Source organism: Motiliproteus sp. MSK22-1, assembly GCF_001968815.1.
In the GTDB taxonomy this organism is placed as follows: Bacteria; Pseudomonadota; Gammaproteobacteria; order Pseudomonadales; family Balneatricaceae; genus Motiliproteus.
Window position 1 is genome coordinate 41,591 of the sequence record NZ_MIEQ01000084.1, and the last position, 23,228, is coordinate 64,818.

A 23,228-nucleotide genomic window follows, 5' to 3' on the forward strand; every position below is an offset into this window, starting at 1 on the left:
GATACCTCGATTCGAGAGGGCTCTTCTTCATTGTAGTGGTAGATCTGCTAGATCAGTAAACTCTCGTCTATCTGATGAAAGATTGTTGCTGAGTTGATCAGCGAGTGCGCGGTCAGTGCCGGGACTCCGTATACTTCAGCATTAACCGCGTAGTCTCGTTTAATCTTATCTAAAAGCAGATCGAAATCTCCATCACCGGAAAGCAAAATAACAGTATCGACGATTTTTGCTGCTTCCATAATATCGATAGTAATGCCAACGTCCCAGTCCCCTTTGGCTGAGCCATCACTGCGCTGGATATAGGGTTTAAGCTTCACTGTAAAGCCAATATGCTTGAGTGCGCTTTGAAATTTCAGTTGTCGGTCATCACCCCGATGAATTGCATAAGCTGTTGCAGAGACGATCTCTCCTTCTGCACTTATTTTTTGCCACAGCCTGCGATAATTGAACTGCTTACCATAGGTATGCTTAGTGGTGTAGTAGATGTTTTGAACATCAACAAAAATGGCGATTTTTTTCAAAGGGGGCAGACTCTTGCTTTCTCGATTGTTAATGCATTATTTAAGCAGAGAACGATTGCTTAATGAGTGGGGTAGTAAAGGGAGCTAAAGTGGCATACTTTAGCTCCATCGGCCATTAACCCTTGCCATCAAATAAGAAAGTCACTAAGACCAAAGTTGTTGATGTTTTGAGGGGTTTCCAACTTGATTATCATATCTTCTGCACTGTTGAAGGTGGTGTTATCGGTACCATCTTCGATTAATAAATACTCACCCGCTGCTGTACCTGCTTCTATGGTGAGCTGAACCGCTACGTTGCCTGCGCTAGCAAATAGCGTTTGTAATTCTGTGTTGGGGTTTAGGGTTTCTTCCAGTGTTGTATAAAAACCACTTTCAATTTCCAGCGTGTCAGTTATCGCGATAGAGACAGGTAAAAGTATACGATCGCCAGAAAAGTTGAATTCCACTAGGGTATCCCCGTTAAAGGTATTTCCATTACTGAACTGAGAGTCGCTGGCAGCGTTGTAAACATATATATCATCTCCGCCGCCTCCTTCTAGAACATCAGCGCCAGCCCCACCTGTCAATTGGTCAATACCACTGCCTGTCGTAAGTCTGTTATCACTGGAATTACCACTTAAATCGGCAGACTGGGTGCCGCGAGTTTCTATAGCCGTTATACCGGAAAGAATTGAATCTTCAGACATTTGAAAAGTTACTCGGTCTGAAAAAATCAGTGTGCTGGCTGTCGTCCCGCTTAGCGTGGTTAATGCGTCATATTGGGCACCTGATATCATAATTTCAGTAGTGTCAGCAGAAAGCTGTACTATCTCGATATCTGTGATTTGCGCTGCACTTAGATCAAGAGTCGATGAGTTGACCTGAATGGTGTCGTCACCTTCGCCTCCCTGAATCTGTTCAGCTCCAGATAGATCTGAAGCAGCGGTGTAAACAAATGTGTCCGCTCCTGCACCACCGGACATCGCGTCTACACCGGGGCCTCCTTCCAATATGTCATCTCCGCCTTCCCCGCTAAGGGTATCGTCCCCTTCATCTCCGGAAATCGTATCGACACCGTCTCCGCCCAGTAAAATATCACTGCCTGTTCCTCCTGACAGAGTATCATCGGCGTCACCACCTGACAGCGTGTCAGAGCCGCTACCCCCGGTGAGGGTATCTTCCCCGGCCCCGCCATTGAGCGTGTCGTCACCTGAGTCTCCCTGAAGGCTGTCATCACCTGAATCACCGGAAAGCGTATCTGCTCCATTACCGCCCACGAGGGTGTCGTTTCCGCCGGCCCCTGTCAGAGTATCCGCTTGTCCCGATCCGGTAAGAACATTGGCATCGTCGTTACCTGTGGCATTAAGTCCACCATTTTGTAAGGCGCTGGCATTCAGATTAACAGGAAAGGGAGATAAATCATCCAGCGGTATGGTTTGCTGATTATCTGTCAGTGTTTCAGTCGTTAGATCTGCTTCTACCGTACCATTGGACACTCCGCTTAAGCTTAGTGTTTGACCGTCAGCACTGACTGATGTGGTAATCCAGTTGGGAATGGTAAAATTAGGAGGTGTAGGCCCATCATACTCGGGTGCCGACAGTATCGTCCCTATGGCCGACTTTAGTGAAGCACCGGTATCAATTTCAGTTGTCAGAGCAGAACGTTCCAAGATCATGCTATAAGCCAGAACCTGCTGGCTCTGCGCTTTCATAAGTTCTTTAGCTTCAGAAGATTCAGAAAAACTAGCCAAGAGTTGTTCTCTGCTTTCTGTCTGGAGCTGACCAACCCAATAGGCCTTACCGATTTCTTCAGGAATGCGTTTTAAGACGTTCATGTACAGCGCTGTTACGTAATCATCATCACTGAGATCTTCGCCATAGAGAGTGGCAAATTCTTCAGAAGCGATAAATGCCTTGCCCATCGCTACGAGGTCGATACCCCTGTTAAACTGGTCCTGCCAATAATCCAGACCGGGCTTGTCGGGAAGTCGGTCAAATGCTGATTGATAGAGTCTTATTACAGCGGTTTGGGTTTGATCCACTTCAGGAGATGCGATCAGGGAGGCCAGCATCTGGTCACCTCCAACTCCTTCCAGATCCAGTTGTGATAACCAGAACGCTTTGCCCTCTGCATCCGGTAGGCGGTTCAGTACCTGAGTATATGCAAAGTCGATAAAATCAGTTGTGGTGCTCATAGTGTGATTTCGTTTCTCAACATTAAACAGCAAAAGTGGAAGGCGGTGATATTTTGTCAGATTAGTTGGCTATCGGCCAAGATAGCCCATTTGATCCTCATTATGACAATCCATCAGGCATTTGTCCTCTCTTTGCTAATATAGAGACGGGAAGTTTAGAAGGATCATAAACTTACGTACCGCCTTTAATGTACTAGAGAGTATAACGAGGAGGTTAAAAAACATAGCTACTTTCTCTACAGCTTCTTTCTTGATAGCTATTTTCCCGATAACCTTAAAGTGTTCGAGTCTTTCGACAATCAGCTTTTTGTGGAGCCAACTATGAGTGGTGCGAAGTGTACGGATAATATGAAGTGCGTTAGAGGCCTTGGTATGGGCATTGTCATTTGCTTACTGACACCAGCTACTGTTCTGGCAGATGCGAGTATGAAGGTCAATCCCGGAAAGTGGGAAATAGCGTCTGAAGTAACGATGCCAATGATGCCCCAGCCGATGACCAACAAAGGAGTTGAATGTATTAAAGATGGAGACTGGACGGCAGAAAAATTCATGGAAGACATGGAAGGGGAGTGCGAAGCCTCTGATGTCCAGCAGACAGGGCAGACGATGAAATGGACAATGCGGTGCGATACTGATGGAGGACTGGTGGTTGGTAAAGGGGAGTTACATTCGTCGGGCAATCAAATGGACGGAAAACTGATCATGGAGATGCAGGGGATGAAAATCAAGAACACCTGGCACGGGAAGCGTCTTGGCAGTTGTTAATCAGCTTTGCCCGGCAGTGATGGTAGAAATGACGATTTAGCAGGAATGATGAAATTCATCGACAATGGTGCGCTTTCCGCTTTATTTGCTTGCAGGCCGGATAAAAACGGAGGTATTACCGCATCATCATTCCGTAGACTATTCAATCAACGCACTGCTGTCTTGTGATATCGGTAATCTGATAGAACTATCTCGACAGGTGAGCAAATATCCACATATAAGAGAGCCTTGATTGCCATGCTTGAACTCAACGGAAAACTGACACATTTTGCTAACCCTGAGGCTGATATCAATCGTCCGTATTCAGCTGAACAAAAAGAAGTAATTTGTGTGGCCAGTGCTGCTGATGCGATAAATGATATCAGAGCATGGCCTGACTATGAGGTTACTCCTCTGTTTTCGTTAGAATCTATGGCGGACACTGCCGGTCTTGCGTCGATCTGGTACAAGGATGAATCACAGCGCTTTGGCCTTAAGAGTTTTAAGGCGCTGGGTGGTGCCTATGCAGTAGCGAGACAGTTACAGCAAGCCCTTGAGCTCAGCACCGGAAATCGGCCCAGTATTGCGGACTTGCTGGAGGGGCGCTGGAAATCAGCAGTGGCTGAGTTGGTGGTGAGTTGCGCAACAGATGGTAACCATGGCCGTTCCGTTGCCTGGGGGGCACAAATGTTTGGTTGTGGTTGTGTCATCTATATTCATCGGGATGTTTCTGAGGGACGGAAAAAGGCGATGGAAGCCTTTGGTGCTGAGGTTATTCGAATAATCGGCAATTATGATGATTCTGTTCGACAGGCAGACATGGATGCCAAAGCCAACAATCGAATTATTGTTTCTGACACCAGTTACGAAGGATATATGGAAATTCCCAAGGATGTTGCTTTGGGATACACGGTGATGTTGTCTGAGATCGTAGAGCAGTTAGAGGGTGAAATTCCAACCCATGTGTTTGTTCAGGGGGGGGTTGGCGGTCTTGCTTCTGCTATTGCCGGTTATTTTTGGGATCTATGGGGTAATAAACGTCCGAGGATCGTTATTGTTGAGCCTGAGCAGGCAAACTGCTTGCAGATGAGTGCCAGAGCCGGTAAGCCGGTGGCTGTTGAAGGGGATCTTGATACCCTGATGGCTGGTTTAGCCTGTGGCGAAGTTTCGGCACTCGGCTGGAAAATACTGGCGACCGGTGCAGATGACTTTATGACACTGAGTGAAGAGGCGGTCCCGGCGGCTATGCGATTGCTGGCAAAAGGGTACCAGCAAGATCCTGCCATTGAGGCTGGCGAGTCGGCCGTTCCCGGGCTGGCCGCAGCGTTATTAGCCCGGCAGTCCGTTGAGTTTTCTGAGAAACTGGGTTTGACTAAGGAGAGCAAAGTCCTGGTGATCGGCACTGAAGGCGCCACTGATCCGGTGCTGTACCAGCAATTGGTAGGCTGACTCCATAAGCTTGTCCGGCCGTTTCTGCGGCCGGATTTTTGTCATGGTACCCTTCTGTAAAATGAGGTTACAGACCTACGGGGATATTTCTTCTTCCACTGGCACTGAAAGCCCCACTTTAACGGCATCCATCACTACATTGGTCTGAAAACTGCGAATGTTGGTATTGTCAAAAAACGATTCTCGGGTGAAGCGGTCATAACCTTCCATGTCTACTGCGGTCACTATCAGGATAAAATCAGAGCTGCCGGTTACGTAATAGCATTGCTGAACAGCTTTGTTTTTCTTCATTTCTTTTTTAAATGCATCCATCAGATCTGCCCGTTCCCGTTCCAGGCTTACCTGTACCACAAAGGTCATTGAGCGGCCGATCTTTCGAGGGCTGACAACAGAAATATCGGCCTGGATGATGTGTTGCTCCCGCATGCGTTTCAGTCGGCGTTGTACTGCGGCGGGGGACAGACCTACCTGCTCGGCAATCTGCTCGGATGTGGTGCGATTGGAGTGTTGTACGATCTCAAGAATTTTTCGATCGAAACTGTCTATTGAGGCCGGATGAGTCTGGGTCATGGTATAGCGCTCCGAGACATGAGTTATAAATAATACGAATATTGGCTTATCGGTTGCAGTCGCCACATGGCCCCCCTCTGAGCGACCGGGTCTTTGCGTTAACTCTTTTTGATAAGCAAGCCTGTAACCGTTGCCTTGATAGCCAGTCGTATTGAGGGTCTGAGAAGCAAGGGACTTGCCTGTAGCTTCCTTTTTAACGATGACTGATCAAGGGTGATTTTATTCTTCAATATATATCGATATTTGCGGAATATCCTCAAGTGTAAGGCTTCATTGCAGGAATAGCTGCGTGGTTCTGCCCTTAATATTGATTTAGGCCTCAGGGGATTACATTTCCAGATATGGCCTGATCACAATAATAAGCGTCGGATCAGCGAGAAGTCGATAATGAAAGTATCCACCATTGAACCTGCTCAACCGCTGGATCATCTGGCCCCGGCCGGACGTATTGGCGTTGTTGCGTTGGCTACCGATTTTAATATCGAGCAGGATTTACGTCGAATGCTGCCGGGAGACACGCAGATTTTTACCAGTCGGGTTCGTAACTACAATCCGCTGACCATTGAAAATCTGCGTTCTATGGCTCCGGGTATCAGCGCTGCTGCTGACACCATTTTACCGGGCACTCAATTGGATGCGATTATCTATGGTTGCACCTCTGGAACCGTGGCCATTGGCAGTGAACGCATAGCAGAGCTGATCCATCAAAGCTGTCCCGGAGTTCCCGTCACGAATCCTGTAACAGCCGCTGTTGCTGCCTTCAGGCAGCTTGGTGCTCGTCGTATCTCTATTCTTACCCCTTACACCGAGCAGGTTAATTGTGAGGTGGCTGAATTGTTTCAGAGGCATGGTTTTGAGGTACTGAACATTGCTGGTTTCGGCTTTGAAGATGACACCGCGATGACTTTTATTTCGCCCGTTGACATCGTTAATGCCGCAAAAAATGTCTGCGATGCACAAGCTGATCTTTTGTTCGTTTCCTGTACAGCGTTGCGGGCATCTGTGGTTCTTGATGAAATCGAGGCACAGCTCGGTAAACCCGTAGTTAGCAGTAATCAGGCCCTGACTTGGCATAGCCTGCAACTGCTGGGCTACCCGGCTCCCGTTTCTGGCTATGGTTCGTTGTTACAGCAATTGCCGGTCTGAATTTTTCTTCTGCACATCAGCTTATTTCGGAGTGCTATTTTATGCCGTCCCTGGATTCTCAACTGATCAATCAAATGACTGAATGGCGTCGCCACCTGCATCGCTATCCAGAGTGTGGTTTTGAGGTACAGCAGACCTCTGACTTTATTGCCGAAAAGCTTGAAAGCTTTGGCATTGAAGTTGTGCGTAATATTGGTCAGACCGGTGTCGTGGGCATACTAAATGCTGGTGATGGTAACGCCAGTATTGGCTTGCGTGCTGATATGGATGCGTTGCATATCCATGAACAGAACAGCTTTGAGTATCGCTCTCAACATAAGGGGAAAATGCACGCCTGTGGCCATGATGGTCATTCAGCGATGCTGCTTGGTGCGGCTTGTCATCTGGCTCAAGCTCCAAGTTTTAATGGTACTGTCTACTTTATTTTTCAACCTGATGAGGAACATGGTCAGGGAGCACAGGCGATGATTGATGATGGCCTGTTCGAGCGCTTCCAGATTGATGCAGTCTACGGCTTACACAATCTACCCGGTATGCCTGAAGGTAGCTTTACTGTGCGACCTGGCTCACTGATGGCTAGTGAAAGCAGTTTTGAAATTCAAATTTTAGGTATAGGTGGTCATGCGGCCATGCCTCATACCGGAATCGATCCGTTGGTTACCGGCGCTCAGGTGGTAATGGCTTTGCAGACACTGGTATCCCGTAACCTTAGTGCAATCCATGAGACAGCAGTGGTTTCTGCTACAGAGTTTATCACTAACGGTACTGTCAACGTTATTCCTTCAGAGGTAACAATTAAGGGGGATTGTCGCTGTTTTACCGAGCAGACCCTGGCTAAGTTGGAACAGCGGATGGAGCGTATTGTTGCCGGCATCTGTGAAGCTGCTGGAGCCGAGTATCGCTTTAATTTTGTCAATACTTTTTACCCTACAGTCAATAGCCATGCCGAAACCGACTATGCCATTGCTGCCGCAAATGCAGCACTAGGTAACGATAAGGTCAATGGCAGCTGTGATCCACTCACAATCTCCGAAGATTTTTCCAGCATGTTACGAGTGAAACCTGGTTGTTATGCCCTGCTGGGTAATGGAACTGAATCTGTTGGTGGTTGTGCGTTGCACAACCCGGAATACGACTTTAATGATCGAATTTTGGGAAAAGGGGCCAGTTACTGGGTCCAGCTAGTCAGTGACCGACTGAAGTAATTCAACCGAATCCCGCAAAAACGGCTGTTCATCGCTGTAAAAAAACCGCTGTTGATAACAGCGAAAAATAAGAGAAAAGGAACGACCATGAAGAAACTACTCACCGCCGTACTAACCCTTGGTATCGCCTTTGGCGCTCAAGCAGAGACCTGGAAGTTTGCATCCGAAGAAGACAAAAAAGATGTTCAGGACATCTACGCTCAAAAGTTCGCAGAGGTGATTAAAAAGGAGTCCGATGGCGACATTAAGGTGCGGATCTATTACTACGGTCAGCTAGGTACTGAGAACGATATTGTTGAACTGGCTGCCAATGGTACGATTCAATTTGTGTCTGTGGGCACCGGTCATCTGGGGTCTTACGTGCCGGAAGTTCAGGCGATTAGCTTACCTTATGTTTTGGGTACCGATGAAAAGGTAACCCGTCAGATTCTGACCAGTAGTAAAACGATTTATGAAGATTTAGCACCAAAATTTGAAGCGAAAAACTTGAAGCTGCTGTCCATGCTATCTGAAGGTGAGATGGTCTGGGGGGCTAATAAGGCAATTAGAAGCCCTGAAGACTTTGCTAATCAGAAGATCAGAACTTTCACTTCCACTATTCCTGTTGAGACCTATAAAACCTTCGGTGCTACCCCAACTCCGCTTTCCTGGGGTGAGGTGTACGGTTCTCTGCAGTTGAAAACAGTCGATGGCATGGTTAACCCTATCTACTTTATTTACAACGCCAAGTGGCATGAGGTTCAGGATTACCTGATGTTCCCAGGCCAGCAGCCTTATGTTGCGACCGTATCAACCAATAGCAAGTGGTTTAAGGGACTTTCCACTGAAAAGCAGGCCATGGTTCGCAAGGCAATCAAGGCCGCGGACGCAGCAGCTTATGAATATCAACTACGTATCAATAAAGAAAATATGGATAAGATCATGAAGGAGCGCCCTGATATGCAGGTAGTGATTCTGACTGAGGAAGAGCGTAGTCGCTTTAAGGAACTGAGTATCTCATTGCACGACACCTTTTATGATGTTGTCGCCAAGGCCTATTCAAGTGAAGACGAAGCTGAATCCAGAAAGAGTGCCCAGCGAATTCTTCAGAGTTTGATAGAGGAAGTCAAAATGGTTGCTAACTACTAAGGAGCTTGCTCGATGCTGCCCTGGTATTTTCCTGAGCAAACTGACTGACCTTTCGTACTAACTAAGGAGGCCACTAACGGAGTAGTGGCTTCCGGGATTTGCTGTTATGAAAAAAGTACTTAATCAAATCAGTGCTATCACTGAGAAAATAGAGAAACTCATTATTATCATGTCGATCATCGTAATGATGGTGAACTCGACAGCTAACGCTATCGGTAGGTACTTTTTCAATAAAAGCATCTTTTTTTCTGAAGAGCTTAACCAGTTTTTGATTGTTGCTGTGACTTTTATCGGTTTCGCTTATGCAGTGAGGAAGGGACGTAATATCCGCATGACTGCTGTCTACGATATGCTGGGTCATACGGGTAAAAAGGTGCTGACCACCGTTATTGCCATAACCACGGCAGGGTTGATGTTTTACCTTGCCTGGTTAGCATTTCACTATGTCGTCGAGCTGAAGGGAATTAATAGACTGAGCCCGGCGCTGCAATTTCCTGTCTATATCATCTACTCAATTATTCCTGTTGGATTGGCTATGGCGGGGGTTCAGTATTCGATCAGCTTTCTGATGAATCTAACTCATAAAGAAATTTACTTATCCTACGACGTTATCGAAACGGCAGATTCTGCAGGTGATCCATCATGAGCGATTTCTTTCAGCTAATCACTGATGCCATCGCTGGTGAGGCAGACATCCATGTGATTACCTTTGCACTGGTAACCGTGATGGTTATCTTGTTGTTTTTAAGCTTTCCGATGATTGTGCCGTTGGCGGTAGGGGCGCTTATCGGCCTTATCCATTTTTCCGGCACGGACCCTCAGGTGATTGTTCAGCAGATGGTTACCGGGATATCTCCTAATGCGTTGATTGCAGTGCCTATGTTTATCCTTGCGGCGGATATCATGACCCGAGGAAACACTGCCCATAATTTGTTGGGGTTGATCGAGGCGTTTGTCGGACACATGAGAGGTGGACTACCGATAACGACCTGCATTAGTTGTACGTTGTTTGGATCGGTTTCTGGTTCAACTCAAGCGACTGTAGTATCAGTAGGGCAGATCATGCGCCCGAAATTATTGCAAGCGGGATATAAAGACAGTTTTGTGATGGCATTGATTATCAATGCCAGTGATATCGCTTTTCTGATACCACCGAGTATCGGATTGATTCTCTACGGAACCTTAGCTAATGCCAGTGTTGGAGAGTTATTTATAGCTGGAATAGGTCCCGGGATTTTACTTGCCATATTGTTTTCACTTTATAGCTATATACACAGTGTTCGACATAGTGCTGATATCGCGCTGGTTGAGAAGACTGATTTAACCCAGAAAATAGCCGCGATTAAAAAAGCTGTTCTGCCGATGGGTTTCCCTATACTGATTGTTGGTGGTATATATTCCGGAATAGTCACACCAACTGAGGCCGCTTCCTTTTCGGTTCTTTACGCGATACTGGTGGAATGTGTGATCTACCGAGAGCTCAAGTTTGGTGACGTGATGGATGCGGCTCTCAGCACAGGTCTGATAACTGCTGTTGTGTTTATCCTGGTAGGAATTGGGCAGTCTTTTTCCTGGTATATTTCTTTCGAACAAATTCCTCAGGAACTCCTGGCTCCGCTGAATCTGGAGGATGCCTCTCAGGAGTACATTCTGTTCGTTATTGCATTGACATTCTTTGTTGGCTGCATGTTTGTTGATTCATTGGTCGTTCTGCTGATACTGACACCGATTTTTATGCCTGTCATAGACTCTGTTGGTATTGATCCTGTGCTAGTTGGGGTCATGGTGACACTACAGATGGCGATAGGATCAGCTACACCACCGTTTGGTTGTGACATATTTACCGCTATCGCGATATTCAATCGACCCTATATGGAAGTGATCAGAGGGACGCTGCCATTTATCCTGATTCTGTTTTTGATGTCAGCGTTGCTCATTTATTTTCCAAGTATTGCTCTATTGTTTAGAGACTTGGCTTTTAAGTAAATGGCTTCTATCAGAGAGGCGGCTTCTAAATGGACGTATGAAGTCGCAGCAGCTAGCAGGGCATTATAGTTTGTATAAACGACGTAACTTGCTAAACAAAGATATCAACTTAGCTTCCTGAGAATAACGTAGAGAATAGACATGAATAACCCGTTGATACCCCCTCCACGAGGATTTGAACACTCGGAATTTGAGCAGCGCACACAAAAGCTGCAACACGAAATGGAAAAGCAGGGAATTGATGCTGTGTTTTTCTCAACAGAACCTGAGTTTCGTTACTTCAGTGGTTTTAAGTCACAGTTTTGGGAAAGCCCTACGCGACCATGGTTTCTGGTAGTTCCTTCTCAAGGAGTACCGATTGCCGTTGTTCCTGAAATTGGTGTGGCGGGGTTTGAACTGACATGGATTGAGGACGTACGCAGCTGGCCGTCACCACGACCTGAGGATGATGGTGTTTCTTTGTTAACAGAAACCTTGGCAGAAGTCAGTCAGAGGTTCCTGCGTATAGGAGCGATGTTGGGGCCGGAAACGCACCTTCGAATGCCTGCAGATAACTTTTCCTTACTAAAAGAGAATCTGACAAAATTTGACTTTGTTGATGTATCTGAAATCGTCAGAGGAATTCGATCAGTCAAATCCAGTGCAGAAATCGAGAAAATACGCTTTGCCTGTGAAGTCGCTGCAGGTGGTTTCGAATACTTATTGAATCACTTGCAGGCAGGTATGACCGAACGAGAAGCCTGCAAAGCCATGCACCTGGAGATGTTACGACTGGGAGCGGATTCCTGTCCCTATCTGATATCTGCATCAGGGCAGGGGGGTTATGACAATATCATCATGGGTCCTACAGATCGTAAGCTGGATGAAGGTGATATTCTGATTATTGATACCGGTGCCAATTTTGAGGGCTATTTCAGTGACTTTGATCGTAACTATGGATTTGGTCGGGTGGATGCGCAGGCACAGCGCGCTTACGAAGCTGTTTATCAATCCACAGACGCTGGCCTGAATACTGCTGCTCCTGGTCGAACGACCGGAGATGTCTGGCAGGCGATGTGGTCTGTATTAGAAGATGCTGGTGCTCTCGGAAATGACGTGGGACGCATGGGACACGGATTGGGTATGCAGTTAACGGAGTGGCCATCTAATGTGCCTGGTGGTGACGTTATTCTTCAAGCAGGTATGGTCCTGACGTTGGAGCCGGGGATGACCTTTGCTCCAGGAAAGATGATGGTGCATGAGGAGAACATCCTTATCACCGATAATGGCTGTGAGATGTTACATCAAAGGGCGTGGCCGACAATGCCGATCATCGGCTAATCTGTATGTGCTAGTGTTGTTCAACAGCAACCATTCATTGCAAGACGTCCTGCAGGGGACAGCAATATGGTTCAGTCAATTCGTAGAACACTAGAACACTAGAACACTAGAACACTAGAACACTAGAACACTAGAACACTAGAACAGAAGCAGATGCTTGTTGATCAATGGCGTGAAAGCCGCCAGCCTGCTGCTCGTTTTGTGACGCGCATAGGGACTTGCCGATGATCTGGCATCATCAACAAAGAATGAGGCAGTGTTTATCGATCTCGGTAATGGTGTCGAGCTGCGCTTGAGTCAGGGCTGATGTTCGGCCCCTCGTAATTAGGTCAAAATCTGTCACTGTACCCAGCCGACCGATATGCGAAAACCTTTCAAGCATGACCTGCTTGTTTTGGAAGTGAGGTATTGCTGACCGCTGTTAATTACTCATGTTGGCTACTTCCGGGATGAATGGAGTGGAGAACTGCCATAGTACTGTTAATTGCATTCTACGGGGCTGAATGCTCTTACTGAAGAAATAGCTAGTACCGTCTTTGATATATGCGATAAACTCCCGGTCACAAAGGATATTTATATAAAAGGACTGCGTAAATGGATGTAGTAATCCCAATAGTTTTTCCTGATTTTAAAATCACAGTGAAAGTTAAGAAGAGGGAGGTTGATGTCCTTCCTTTTGTTGATTTTGATAATTTTTCAATTCCAGAATACAAAGACAAGTTATCCAACTTAGGGCATGCAGGTGTTTTGTTTATCAATGGAAAAACTGGAACTACAAAATATTACGAATATGGTAGGTATGATCCGCCAGCAAATTTAGGACTTGTTCTCAAAGCTAGAAATCTCCCAAATGTTAAAGTTACAAATGGAAGCATTGACTATGGATCGCTGAAGAAAACGCTTGGGTTTATTTCTAGAGTATCTGGACAGTCTGGAAGAATTAAGGCTGTATATATTGAGGTGGAAGATAAGTATAACTTGATGTTGGAAGCAGCAGAATCAAGGAAGCTTAAAAACTCTATCAAAACTAGAGAACCTTATGATCTGCTAACAAATAGCTGTATCCATTTTGTGAAAGAAATTACAGAGAGTGCGGGGGTTTCGACTCCATGGATTATAGACCCGAGACCTAACTCGTATATAGGTGAATTTATGGATGATTTCCCAAATTTAGAGTACAAGAACAGTACGAACAAGTTGTCACTTGAAGACATAGGAGTGTTTTAAATAGAACATGGATGGGAAAAAAGTACTTAATTGTCTGATTTTGTTAGTTGTTATTTTCGGGTTGATCTCATGTCAAGAAAGCGAGACAGAGTTGTCAGATCCTCCAGCCCCTAATTCTGTCCCCTCAGGATCGGTATGGGTTGGGGGACTTGATGGAGGGGTTTTTGTGTTTATAACCAAACCTAGTGAATACCCAAAGCACTTGTACGAAGGGGAGATTCATTATGTTTCTGGTGATTTGTCCTATAAGGGAAAGCTTGAGATATTTCCTAAGGAGCAGCCTAATATAGACTTTAATGTAAAAAGTTCATTTGAAGGCTGGGATGGAGACACGCTGTATCTTATCAACGATTTTTATCTGAAAATATATGAGCCATAAAAAATAGGTTATTTTTAGAATAAAACTAGAGGAGAGGGTGTTCATGGCTCTGGATGCTCAACTGAGACAGCGCCAGATTTCAGTTTTGCACGGGGGCGGCCACTTTTAACATACTGGCATAGAGCAGCTTGAGTAAAGCTGTTTCATTGGCGAAGCCGCCCTTGTTTTTTTGTCAGCTTTCGGAACTGACGATGCACAGCCTCAACCGTGTTAGTCGTATACTGACGGACGTTCTGTTGCGAGTCAGTGATTACTTGGCATAAAGTGACAGAGCTAACATCGCGGGTGTGGAAGGACAGGTTCGTGGATCAACCTCCACGGTCAGACGCTATATCAAAGCGTCACGCATTCCGTGGAATGACCGGTTACGTTCAACACAAACAGTAAAGAACGGATATACTTAAACAATACCCTCTAGATGGAAAAATTCAGGAGGTATTGGATCAATGTTCCGCCAAGCGGTATTTGTCGTTATATCCCTTCTGCTGCTTTCAGCCTGCGGTCCGTCTCATCAGGAAGTGGCTGATGAGTATAAACAGCGAATACTCAAGAAAAAAACGGAAATAGTTGCAGCTGCGAAGTTGCTGCAGGATGTTTTGTTTCAGAAACAAGACCAGCAAAACCAAGGCTCTTTACCCCTTTGTGAAGATACTAAAATACCCTTGGTGTTTTCTCGTTATGGAAATTCATCAAACACCACCATCGCTATGCATCAATGGTTACTTAACCTTGATAATCGCTCCCATAAAATTCCCTTTAATTTAACCAGCAGTTACCAATTGCGCGAGGCTCTTGATTGGTCATCTGAGCCTAATCCTCAGGACTCCATTAAGGACGAAAAGGCTGAAGAGGGATTTCGCGAGATCTTCGAGAATGTTTTGGGGTTGGAATATCTGGTTCTTAATCAAACACTGGATTTCCAGGAGCCCAGGATGCTTACTGTTGATCAGTACCGGCCCGGAGCTGTATCCGTGAGTATGTATGTCCTGTCAATCAGCCCGCCTGCTGTTTTATGTCAGTCATCATTCACTGCTGAAACCCCTGATAAAGTCACATCACACCAGTTTTCTGATTTTCCTGACCTTGGAAATGCGAACTTCGCTATTCGCTCGTCCCTCTTTGATCAGGCAAGAGAGGCACAGCTGGCAATACTGAAGAAAGTGTCTGCTAATGTTAAATAAGGCTTTAACAAACTTTTCTTATGTGTGCGATCTCTCGGGGTATTATCCGACAAGCTAAATCAGTGTCTGCTTATCAGTTCTAATGACCAACACAAGTCTAATTGTCGATTGGTGAGAAAATTTGATTTGATGTGTTGATTATGAGCAGGTAGTTGGCATTGACTGTTTATCGATTTTTTTCGGTTGGAAGGGACTGAGATGCCCGGCAACAAAGTGTCATATGTGGTCAGAGCTGTATCCTTACCGGAATGTCTCCATGATTGTGTGAATTGACATCGGCCATGGAATGACATTACTTATACAGGGATAATTTTGAACTTCGTTGCTCCTGTTTTGTTCTTTGCGGGGAGCCAAACCAAAGGCTATTTAATACCGACAGGTTCTGATGAATATCTTTCGCTCAGAAACAATACGTTCCAAAGCCTTCAAACAGCAACAATCAGCGGTGTTGCCTGCCGTAAAGATAGTGGTTTCTTACAGCTTGTTTGCCTCACTCTGGATTGTGCTCTCTGACAGCATCATAGAGAGTATTGCCTTTGATAAAGAATACCTCTCGACGTTGCAGACAGCCAAGGGGCTGGCTTTTGTCATTATTACAACACTGTTTGTTCTGGTCATGGTGTTTCGGTTCGTCAAGTCGCAGAAGGCTACAGAAACCTATTTACGGACGCTGCTCGAGACCATTCCTGACTTAGTCTGGCTAAAGGACCAGAATGGAAAATATCTGGCCTGTAATCCCAAATACGAACAGTTTATTGGTGCAGTAGAATCAGAACTGGTTGGAAAGACAGATTACGATTTTGTCAGTGCTGAAAAAGCTGGTAGTTATCATGAAAAAGACAGAGCTGCGATAATTTCCGGAAATTCGTTTACCACCGAAGAAAAAGCGGTTTTTGCCGATTCAGACAGGGCTGAAGTTCTTGAGGTCATAAAGACCCCCTTGATTGACAGCGCCGGAAATCTCACCGGCGTTCTGGGTATAGCCCGTGAAATTACAGCCCTAAAACAGGCTGAGCGTAAGTTCAGAAGTCTGGTAGAGGGGTCAATTCAAGGTATTTATATTCATCGAGACTGGAAAATTCTATTTGCTAACACAGCCCTGGTCGAGATACTTGGATACGACTCAGTGCCTGAGTTACTGGATTTGCCTTCAGTAGAGATGATTGTTGCCCCTCATGATGTTGAACGATTGAAATCGATAAAACTTGCAGGGGAGAGCGGGGAGGATATTTCTTCTCGGTATGAAGCCCAGTTTTTGACCAAAAGCGGGAATATGCTGTGGCTGGAATCGATAAATGAAATGATCGACTGGGAAGGCGAGCCTTCTGTCCAGAGCACGGTTATCGATATTACCGAAAGAAAGTTAGCCGAAGCAGCCTTAAAAGAAAGTGAGGAAAAGTATCGATCAATATTTGAATCTACAACGGTTGGGATGATTGTAGTCAATGACAATCAGGGTGAGATCATCGAATGGAATCTGGGTGCTGAGAAGGCGTTTGGCTATTCGGCTAAGGAGATTTTGGGTAAGCAACTTAGCTTGTTGATTCCAGAGCGGCATCTGAAGTCTCATACGGAAGGTTTTTCTTACGCGCTTAAGTATGGTGAGCTTAAACATTCGGGAGTGAGTCATGATTTAACCGGTGTGCGAAAAAACGGTGAAGAGTTTCCATTACAGCTGACTCTGAGTTGTTGGAAAAGGGATGGACATTTATTTTTTAGCGCCATCGTTTTAGATAGCACTGAGCGTGAGCGAAGGGAAGCTCGTATTCGTACCCTGTCGCAGGCCATAGAACAAAGTCCGGTATCTGTGATTATCACCGATACCAACGGAGACATTGAATATGTTAACAGTACGTTTGAGCAGGTAACGGGATACAGTTCTGGTGAGGTGGGTGGAAAGAATCCAAAAATTCTTAAATCGGGAAAAACCTCAAGACGCTGTTATCAGGAACTATGGAAAACGATCTGCGCTGGTAAGGCATGGCGTGGTGAGCTGCAAAATCGAAAAAAGAATGGTGATCTTTTTTGGGAGCAGGCTCATATTGCTCCGGTTGTTGATGAAGCGGGGTCGATTCGTCATTTTTTGGCGGTCAAAGAGGATATAACCCAACGTAAATTACAAGATGAACGAATACTCCATCAGGCTCATTATGATCAGCTGACGGATCTTCCAAATCGTTTCCTGGCGCTCGATCGACTTTCTTTAAGGATGAAAGAAGCTGATCGTAATAAAGAGCGTGTTGCTGTGCTGTTTTTAGATCTTGATGATTTTAAGAAGGTCAACGATACCCTTGGTCACGATACGGGAGACAATGCCTTGCTGGAAGCGGCAAAGCGCTTGCAAAATACAATTCGGGGAAGCGATACCGTAGGACGCCTGGGAGGTGATGAATTTATCGTTATTCTGGGTGGATTGGAAGAAGCGAAGGATGCCAGCCTGGTGGCTGAGCATTTACTTCATCGGTTCAGGGAACCTTTCAGTATCGGGAATCGAGAGTTGATGCTGACCCTGAGCATTGGTATTGCGGTCTATCCGGATGATGGTGAAACACCCTTGAAGCTGCTGCGTAATGCAGATTCAGCCCTGTATTACTCTAAAGCCGAAGGACGCAATACCCTTACTTACTATACTGAGGAGATTAATGACGAGGTATCGCGCCGCTTTGTATTGGAAGAGCAGCTTAGAGGTGCGCTAGATCGGCAGGAACTTCGATTGTGTTTCCAGTCACAGGTGGATGTATCCAGCGAGCGTATTGTTGGCGTTGAAGCACTGCTTCGCTGGCATAATCCAACCCTCGGAAATGTCTCTCCAGTGGAGTTCATTCCCGTAGCTGAGCACACCGGATTAATTGTTCCTATCGGTGAATTTGTAATCAAAGAAGCATTAACCGCAGTGGTCAATTGGCATCTGGAGGGTAAATGCGGACTTAAAGTGGCTGTCAATCTCTCTCCTCGCCAATTTCGGTCGGCAAATCTGGTTGAGTTTATCCGCCAGTCCCTGAACCAATCGGGAGTTTCTGGCGAGTTTCTTGAATTGGAAATCACAGAAGGGCTGCTGATGAGTGGTCATAGCTACATATCCGATGCTTTGTCAGCGTTGGGCCAGCTAGGAGTCAGTATCGCCATGGATGATTTCGGCACGGGATATTCTTCTTTGAGCTATCTGCGAAGTTACCCTTTTGATGTGTTAAAGATTGACCGCAGTTTTGTGCAGGGCATTACTCAGAATAAGGGAGACAGGGAGCTGGTCAAAGCCACTATAACGATGGCGCATGGGTTGGGGATGAAAGTCCTGGCCGAAGGTGTGGAAACTGACGATCAGTTCCGGCTGCTTGGGGATCTGGGCTGTGATATGGCCCAGGGCTATCTGTTTAGTCATCCGATATCAGCCGAGGAAATGTTTGAAAAGCTCTAGGCCCTTTAAATAACAGACGCTGTCAATAACAGATTCACTAAGCGCCGGGTGTTTAGCTCGGCGTTGTTGAAACAGTGGATTTTATAAATGCCGGGTTTTATAAATACCCGCTTGCATAAATCGCTGGTACTGTTAATCCCCGGTTGTACTGTTGAAGCGTTTAAAGGCCTCTGTAACAACTGTTCTCAATTCATCATCATTCCAGGGTTTTGTCAGGTAACGCCAGGCATCTTTACCGTCAGTTGCTCTTTCTTTAAAGGATGTGTCTACATAACCGCTAATCGCAATACGCACAGCCCTTGGCTGGTTTTGATCTGCTATTGCCAGAAACTCATCTCCTTCCATCTGTGGCATGCACTGGTCAGCTATAATCACGCCAATCTCTGCTTCCTGCAGCATTTCGATGGCGTCGTAAGGTCGGGTAAATGCATGAATGTTATAGCCTGAACCGCTGAGTACGCGTTTCAAAGCCTTAAGTACGTTGGGTTCATCGTCGAGAATTAGCAGTGTGTTATTTGTTTTGGACTCTAGCATTATCGTCATCCGTGCTTAACAGTATTTCCAGTTCCTTTGTAGGATAGTCCTGGTCGTGGGATAGTTCGAGCAGCAGCCCTGTTTGAAAAATAGAAAAATTCCGTAGCGTGGACGCTATCACTTATTCTGTAACCGAAGGAAAAACTACAGCAATCAAAAGCCGTGGTAACTGAAGCCAGCGAAACCAAAAACGCCGTCCTTATAGCAGGACGGCGTTTCTGATAGCCGTTGTGTTGCAAGCGGCCTGAAGGCGTTAGTCAATCAATCCGTATTGATTACGCAGTATCTCAATAATTTCTGCTTTTGGATTTTCTGAAAGAGTCAGGGTTTCTCCGGTGATCTTTTCAGCAATATCCAGGTAGGTTTTGGATACTTCCATCAGTACTGATTCTGGTAATGGATTGTTCTTGGCCAGTGCCTGACGCTCAACCATACGGTCTTTGTTCAACAGAATATCGGGATCAGGGAAATGCTTAAGCAGCAACTGACGGAAGCCCTCCTTAGATTTTTCAACCACTTTTCCTTCGCGATAAGACGGTCCGTCCCAAATACGTGAGGAGTCAGGAGTACCGACTTCATCCATGTAAATCAGTTTTTCATCGCCGTTTTGGTCTGTGACGTAACCGAACTCAAATTTGGTATCAACAAAGACTTGATCCAGCTTTGACAGTTCGTCGCTGATCAGATCGAAGCCTTCCTTAAGCAGTGTTTCGTAACGATCGATATCATCTTTGTTGCGGAAGTTAAACGCAGCAAAGTTGTTTTCAATGTCACTTCGAGTGATATTGACATCATCAACGGCTGGTACGCCAGGAATGTTTTCAAGTATGCCTTTGGTCGAGGGGGTAATCAGCAGTTCAGGTAATTTCTGATCTTTTTGCAGGTTGTCGGCTATTTCGATGCCACAGAACTGGCGCTCACCTTTCTCATAGGATCGCCACATGGAACCGGTAATATACTGTCTGCAGATTGCTTCAATCATCACCGGTTTGGCTTTCTGGACGATCCACACAAACGGGTGAGGGATCTCCAGAATATGGCTATCGGCAAGCCCTTCTTCGCGAAAGCGCTTAAACCAGTGGTTGGATATGGCGTTAAGTGCAGCGCCTTTACCAGGCACACCATTCATACCACCTTCTCCGTGCCAGATGCAGTCGAACGCGGAAATACGATCACTGATAACCATTATGGCCAGAGGTGAGTCGGGTGCTACGTTGTAGCCTTTTTCTTCTATCAGACGGCGGCTGTCGGCTTCTGTCAGCCAATAAACAGATCGTACTTTACCACTGTGAACGGGTAGGTCAGAGCGGATGGGAAGATCATTGTTAACAGCCAGTACTTTATCAGCAAGACTCATTGCAAACTGTCCTGTGTCAGGGGATTCGACAATTATTAAACTTGAAAACCTATCGGCCTGCGACTATACAAGCCTGCTCGGGGGGGTGGCGTTGGTGCCAACTTCCAGAGCGTGAATTTTACAGGGAGGTTTTACGCAAGTCCATCTCCTCAAAACCGGATAAATGTAATGGTTATGCCCCCTGGCTACGAGGTTTTGAGCGGATACTTCTGCAGTTCTGTGGTGAGTTGGTGTTTTATAGGGCCAGGACTTGTTGATCGTCTGGAAAGATACTAAGCAGGTGAAAATTAACTATACTTCTATTCAAAGCAGCTTTCTGAGATGTAAACCTCATGTGTTTTCAGAAACTTACGATATTTGCTGTTTTCAGCCTGTTTTTGCTGCCGACACCAGCATATTCCGATCAACAGGACGATCATGCGTTCATTTTTGCGGTAGCCAATTGGCATCCCTTTTCTATTGGAGAACGGCCTCCTTTCAGCGGGATCGATATTGATATTGCTAAAATCGTTGCCAGTGAGCTGGGTCTTACACTCAAGCTTAGATATTGCCCTTTCGAGCGTTGTCTTGTGGAGATGAAACACGGGGTGATTGATGTCCAGAGTGGGGTGGCCTTCAATGAGGAACGGGCCAAATACCTGGACTATATCAACAGACCTTATGCGCAGGTCTCAGTTGTTTTTTACGTTGCTAAAAATAATAAGCGCAGACTACGTACATACAGTGATCTTTATCGATTAAGGGTTGGTGCGGTGTCTGCATCCCATTATTTTGAACCCTTTAACTCCGATCAGAAAATAAGAAAAACTGAAGTTTATCAGGAAAGTATACTTCCCCCCATGCTGAAAAGGGGGCGAATTGACGCGATGATCGGTACGAACCCTAATCTTGATTATGAAATTCTTCGTGCCGGTTATAAAGGGGATTTTGAAAAAGCGGTTTACGATCCCGATGAAAGTGTAAATATATACTTTTCAATTTCAAAGAAATCCCCTATTCGGTACCTAAAACCCAAAATTGAAGCATTACTCAAGCGCCTTGATGAAGATGGAACGATTAACCGTATTCACGATAAATACCGTTAATATCAGTGGTTCACAGGGCTGACCAGAAACTACTCGAAGGGGAATGAGTGTGATGTTTTCGATTGAGTGGTGTTTTCGATAAATCGGTGTTTTCGATAAAGTGGTGTTTTTGATGGAGGCTGGTTCAACATGTTCGTCCAGCAGAGAGAGCTTCAGGTCGTCCTTGACCCCGTGAAGCTTATGTCTTTCTTTTCAGCTATTTCATGGTTGGCATGGAAAATTCCGCACCGGCACGAGGGCCTGTTGGCCAGCGAGCAGTAACCGTTTTCATCTTAGTGTAAAAACGGACACCATCCGGACCGTGCATGTGCAGTGGACCAAACAGTGAACGTTTCCAGCCGCCGAAACTGTGAAAAGCCATAGGGACCGGAATAGGGACATTGACACCCACCATACCCACTTGAATGTTTTCACAGAATTGACGAGCGCAATCTCCATCACGGGTGAATATTGCAGTGCCGTTTCCGTACTCATGTTTGTTTATCAGTTGAACGGCTTCTTCATAACTATCGACACGAACAATACAAAGTACCGGACCGAAGATTTCTTCTTCGTAGATTCTCATACCCGGTTTTACCTGATCAAATAGTGTTGGACCAACAAAGTAGCCCTGTTGGTTATCGGCGGAAACCCTGGTGCGACCATCAACCAGCAAAGTTGCCCCCTGTTCGACACCGGAATCAATATATTCGCGAACCTTCGCTGCATGTTGCTGGCTGATCAGTGGACCCATATGGGCTTCTTCCTGATGGCTTACTTCTCTGTGGGCGAGCCCTGATCCCACTTTCATACCGTCTATTTCTTCGGACAGACGGGTAATTAGATTATCAGCCACTTCATCGCCGACGCAGACTGCAACAGAGATCGCCATACAGCGCTCGCCAGCAGAACCGTAAGCGGCCCCCATCAATGATCCGACCACCTGCTCCGGGTCTGCATCCGGCATTACCAGCATGTGGTTTTTGGCTCCTCCCAGGGCTTGAACACGCTTGCCGTTATTGCTGGCGGTGCTGTAAATGTATTCTGCTATTGGCGTGGAGCCAACAAAGCTAACCGCCTGTACCCGTTCATCACTCAATAGTACATCGACAGCTTCTTTATCACCGTTTATAAGGTTGAAGACCCCGTCTGGCAAACCTGCCTCTTTGAGTAATTCTGCCAGCATTAATGGTACCGAGGGATCTTTTTCTGAAGGCTTCAGTACAAAGGTGTTACCGCAGGCGATCGCCACTGGAAACATCCACATCGGAACCATGGCCGGAAAGTTAAAGGGAGTGATTCCGACACAGACTCCAACGGGTTGCATAAGACTGAAACTGTCAACGCCGCGCCCTACGTTAAGGCTATGCTCGCCCTTGAGCAGGTGAGGAATGCCACAGGCAAATTCCACTACCTCCAGGCCCCGGGTTAATTCTCCCTTTGCATCAGAGAAAACCTTACCGTGTTCTTTGCTGATCATGGTCGCTATTTCATCGGCATTCTTTTCAATAAGTTCCTTGAATTTAAAAAGAATACGAGCCCGATTCAGCGGTGTTACGGTGCGCCAACCGGTCAGTGCGGATTCTGCTGAGGCAATGGCCGCTCGAGTCTCTTCAGGGCTGGCAAGAGAAACCTCTAAGCTTTGTTCCCCTGTGGCAGGATTGTAGACAGGCGCCTTGCGGGTTGACTGGCTGGCTACGCGTTGGTTATCGATAAAGTTTCCTAAGGTTTGCATGATGGGTACCTACATTGTGCTCAGAAATACGCTGATGTGCTTTCCTCAGGCGGCAGTCCGGCCTGAGCCGGGCGCAGCCCTTACGAAAGCGAA

19 protein-coding genes and 1 pseudogene are annotated in these 23,228 nt (G+C 46.1%); 13 read left to right on the top strand and 7 right to left on the bottom strand.

The genetic code is table 11. The features are described 5' to 3' along the window. Positions 1-47 precede the first annotated feature (47 nt). Both BGP75_RS22745 and BGP75_RS22750 read right to left on the bottom strand, forming a co-directional pair. Complete coding sequence (locus tag BGP75_RS22745; RefSeq protein WP_076721216.1) at positions 48-521, bottom strand: NYN domain-containing protein; 474 nt, start codon at positions 519-521, stop codon at positions 48-50. A 128-nt stretch (positions 522-649) separates the two neighbouring features. Next, complete coding sequence (locus BGP75_RS22750; protein WP_076721217.1) at positions 650-2,695, bottom strand: DUF4214 domain-containing protein; 2,046 nt, start codon at positions 2,693-2,695, stop codon at positions 650-652. Positions 2,696-3,016: 321 nt separating this feature from the next. On the opposite strand from BGP75_RS22750, the gene BGP75_RS22755 reads away from it, so the two are divergent. Both BGP75_RS22755 and BGP75_RS22760 read left to right on the top strand, forming a co-directional pair. Further along, positions 3,017-3,460, top strand: coding sequence for a DUF3617 family protein (locus tag BGP75_RS22755; protein ID WP_076721218.1), 444 nt, complete (start codon positions 3,017-3,019; stop codon positions 3,458-3,460). 237 nt (positions 3,461-3,697) lie between these two features. Next, a complete protein-coding gene (locus BGP75_RS22760) occupies positions 3,698-4,888 on the top strand; it encodes a diaminopropionate ammonia-lyase (RefSeq protein WP_076721219.1) in 1,191 nt (396 codons plus the stop codon). Between the two features lie 75 nt (positions 4,889-4,963). On the opposite strand, the gene BGP75_RS22765 is transcribed toward BGP75_RS22760, so the two are convergent. After that, the gene (locus BGP75_RS22765) at positions 4,964-5,524 is read right to left on the bottom strand and encodes an Lrp/AsnC family transcriptional regulator (RefSeq protein WP_233153009.1); all 561 of its coding nucleotides are present in this window, start codon (positions 5,522-5,524) and stop codon (positions 4,964-4,966) included. A 321-nt stretch (positions 5,525-5,845) separates the two neighbouring features. Here BGP75_RS22765 and BGP75_RS22770 point away from each other — a divergent pair, with 321 nt between their 5' ends. The 8 genes from BGP75_RS22770 (at position 5,846) to BGP75_RS22805 (ending at position 13,849) form a co-directional block, all read left to right on the top strand. After that, on the top strand, positions 5,846-6,604 hold the full coding sequence (locus BGP75_RS22770) for an aspartate/glutamate racemase family protein (protein ID WP_076721220.1): 759 nt from the start codon (positions 5,846-5,848) through the stop codon (positions 6,602-6,604). Between the two features lie 41 nt (positions 6,605-6,645). Next, positions 6,646-7,809 carry a M20 aminoacylase family protein gene (locus BGP75_RS22775; RefSeq protein ID WP_076721221.1) on the top strand — a complete coding sequence of 388 codons (1,164 nt, stop codon included), beginning with the start codon at positions 6,646-6,648 and terminating at the stop codon, positions 7,807-7,809. Positions 7,810-7,896: 87 nt separating this feature from the next. Further along, positions 7,897-8,937 carry a TRAP transporter substrate-binding protein DctP gene (gene dctP, locus BGP75_RS22780; protein WP_076721222.1) on the top strand — a complete coding sequence of 347 codons (1,041 nt, stop codon included), beginning with the start codon at positions 7,897-7,899 and terminating at the stop codon, positions 8,935-8,937. A 106-nt stretch (positions 8,938-9,043) separates the two neighbouring features. After that, positions 9,044-9,583 (top strand): TRAP transporter small permease, encoded by a 540-nt coding sequence (locus BGP75_RS22785; RefSeq protein ID WP_076721223.1) that lies wholly within the window; start codon positions 9,044-9,046, stop codon positions 9,581-9,583. Between the two features lie 56 nt (positions 9,584-9,639). Continuing rightward, positions 9,640-10,923, top strand: coding sequence for a TRAP transporter large permease (locus tag BGP75_RS22790; protein WP_198939519.1), 1,284 nt, complete (start codon positions 9,640-9,642; stop codon positions 10,921-10,923). A 141-nt stretch (positions 10,924-11,064) separates the two neighbouring features. After that, the gene (locus BGP75_RS22795) at positions 11,065-12,243 is read left to right on the top strand and encodes a Xaa-Pro peptidase family protein (protein WP_076721225.1); all 1,179 of its coding nucleotides are present in this window, start codon (positions 11,065-11,067) and stop codon (positions 12,241-12,243) included. Positions 12,244-12,837: 594 nt separating this feature from the next. Further along, positions 12,838-13,470, top strand: coding sequence for a hypothetical protein (locus tag BGP75_RS22800; protein WP_076721226.1), 633 nt, complete (start codon positions 12,838-12,840; stop codon positions 13,468-13,470). Positions 13,471-13,477: 7 nt separating this feature from the next. Continuing rightward, a complete protein-coding gene (locus BGP75_RS22805; protein WP_076721227.1) occupies positions 13,478-13,849 on the top strand; it encodes a hypothetical protein in 372 nt (123 codons plus the stop codon). Positions 13,850-13,931: 82 nt separating this feature from the next. On the opposite strand, the pseudogene BGP75_RS26890 reads toward BGP75_RS22805, so the two are convergent. Then, positions 13,932-14,070: pseudogene (locus tag BGP75_RS26890) on the bottom strand (IS256 family transposase); the annotation flags it as partial. 225 nt (positions 14,071-14,295) lie between these two features. On the opposite strand from BGP75_RS26890, the gene BGP75_RS22810 reads away from it, so the two are divergent. Continuing rightward, positions 14,296-15,030: a hypothetical protein gene (locus tag BGP75_RS22810; RefSeq protein WP_076721228.1), complete on the top strand. Its 735-nt coding sequence runs from the start codon at positions 14,296-14,298 to the stop codon at positions 15,028-15,030. A 385-nt stretch (positions 15,031-15,415) separates the two neighbouring features. Next, positions 15,416-18,445, top strand: coding sequence for a PAS domain S-box protein (locus tag BGP75_RS22815; RefSeq protein ID WP_076721229.1), 3,030 nt, complete (start codon positions 15,416-15,418; stop codon positions 18,443-18,445). A 132-nt stretch (positions 18,446-18,577) separates the two neighbouring features. On the opposite strand, the gene BGP75_RS22820 is transcribed toward BGP75_RS22815, so the two are convergent. Both BGP75_RS22820 and BGP75_RS22825 read right to left on the bottom strand, forming a co-directional pair. After that, the gene (locus tag BGP75_RS22820) at positions 18,578-18,979 is read right to left on the bottom strand and encodes a response regulator (protein WP_076721230.1); all 402 of its coding nucleotides are present in this window, start codon (positions 18,977-18,979) and stop codon (positions 18,578-18,580) included. A 253-nt stretch (positions 18,980-19,232) separates the two neighbouring features. After that, positions 19,233-20,336 (bottom strand): phosphoribosylaminoimidazolesuccinocarboxamide synthase, encoded by a 1,104-nt coding sequence (locus tag BGP75_RS22825; protein ID WP_076721231.1) that lies wholly within the window; start codon positions 20,334-20,336, stop codon positions 19,233-19,235. A gap of 332 nt (positions 20,337-20,668) precedes the next feature. On the opposite strand from BGP75_RS22825, the gene BGP75_RS22830 reads away from it, so the two are divergent. Then, positions 20,669-21,421, top strand: a complete 753-nt coding sequence (locus tag BGP75_RS22830) for an ABC transporter substrate-binding protein (protein ID WP_076721232.1) — start codon at positions 20,669-20,671, stop codon at positions 21,419-21,421. Positions 21,422-21,617: 196 nt separating this feature from the next. Here the strand turns inward: BGP75_RS22830 and BGP75_RS22835 are convergent, their stop codons facing one another. Then, positions 21,618-23,135 carry a CoA-acylating methylmalonate-semialdehyde dehydrogenase gene (locus BGP75_RS22835; protein WP_076721233.1) on the bottom strand — a complete coding sequence of 506 codons (1,518 nt, stop codon included), beginning with the start codon at positions 23,133-23,135 and terminating at the stop codon, positions 21,618-21,620. Positions 23,136-23,228 lie beyond the last annotated feature (93 nt).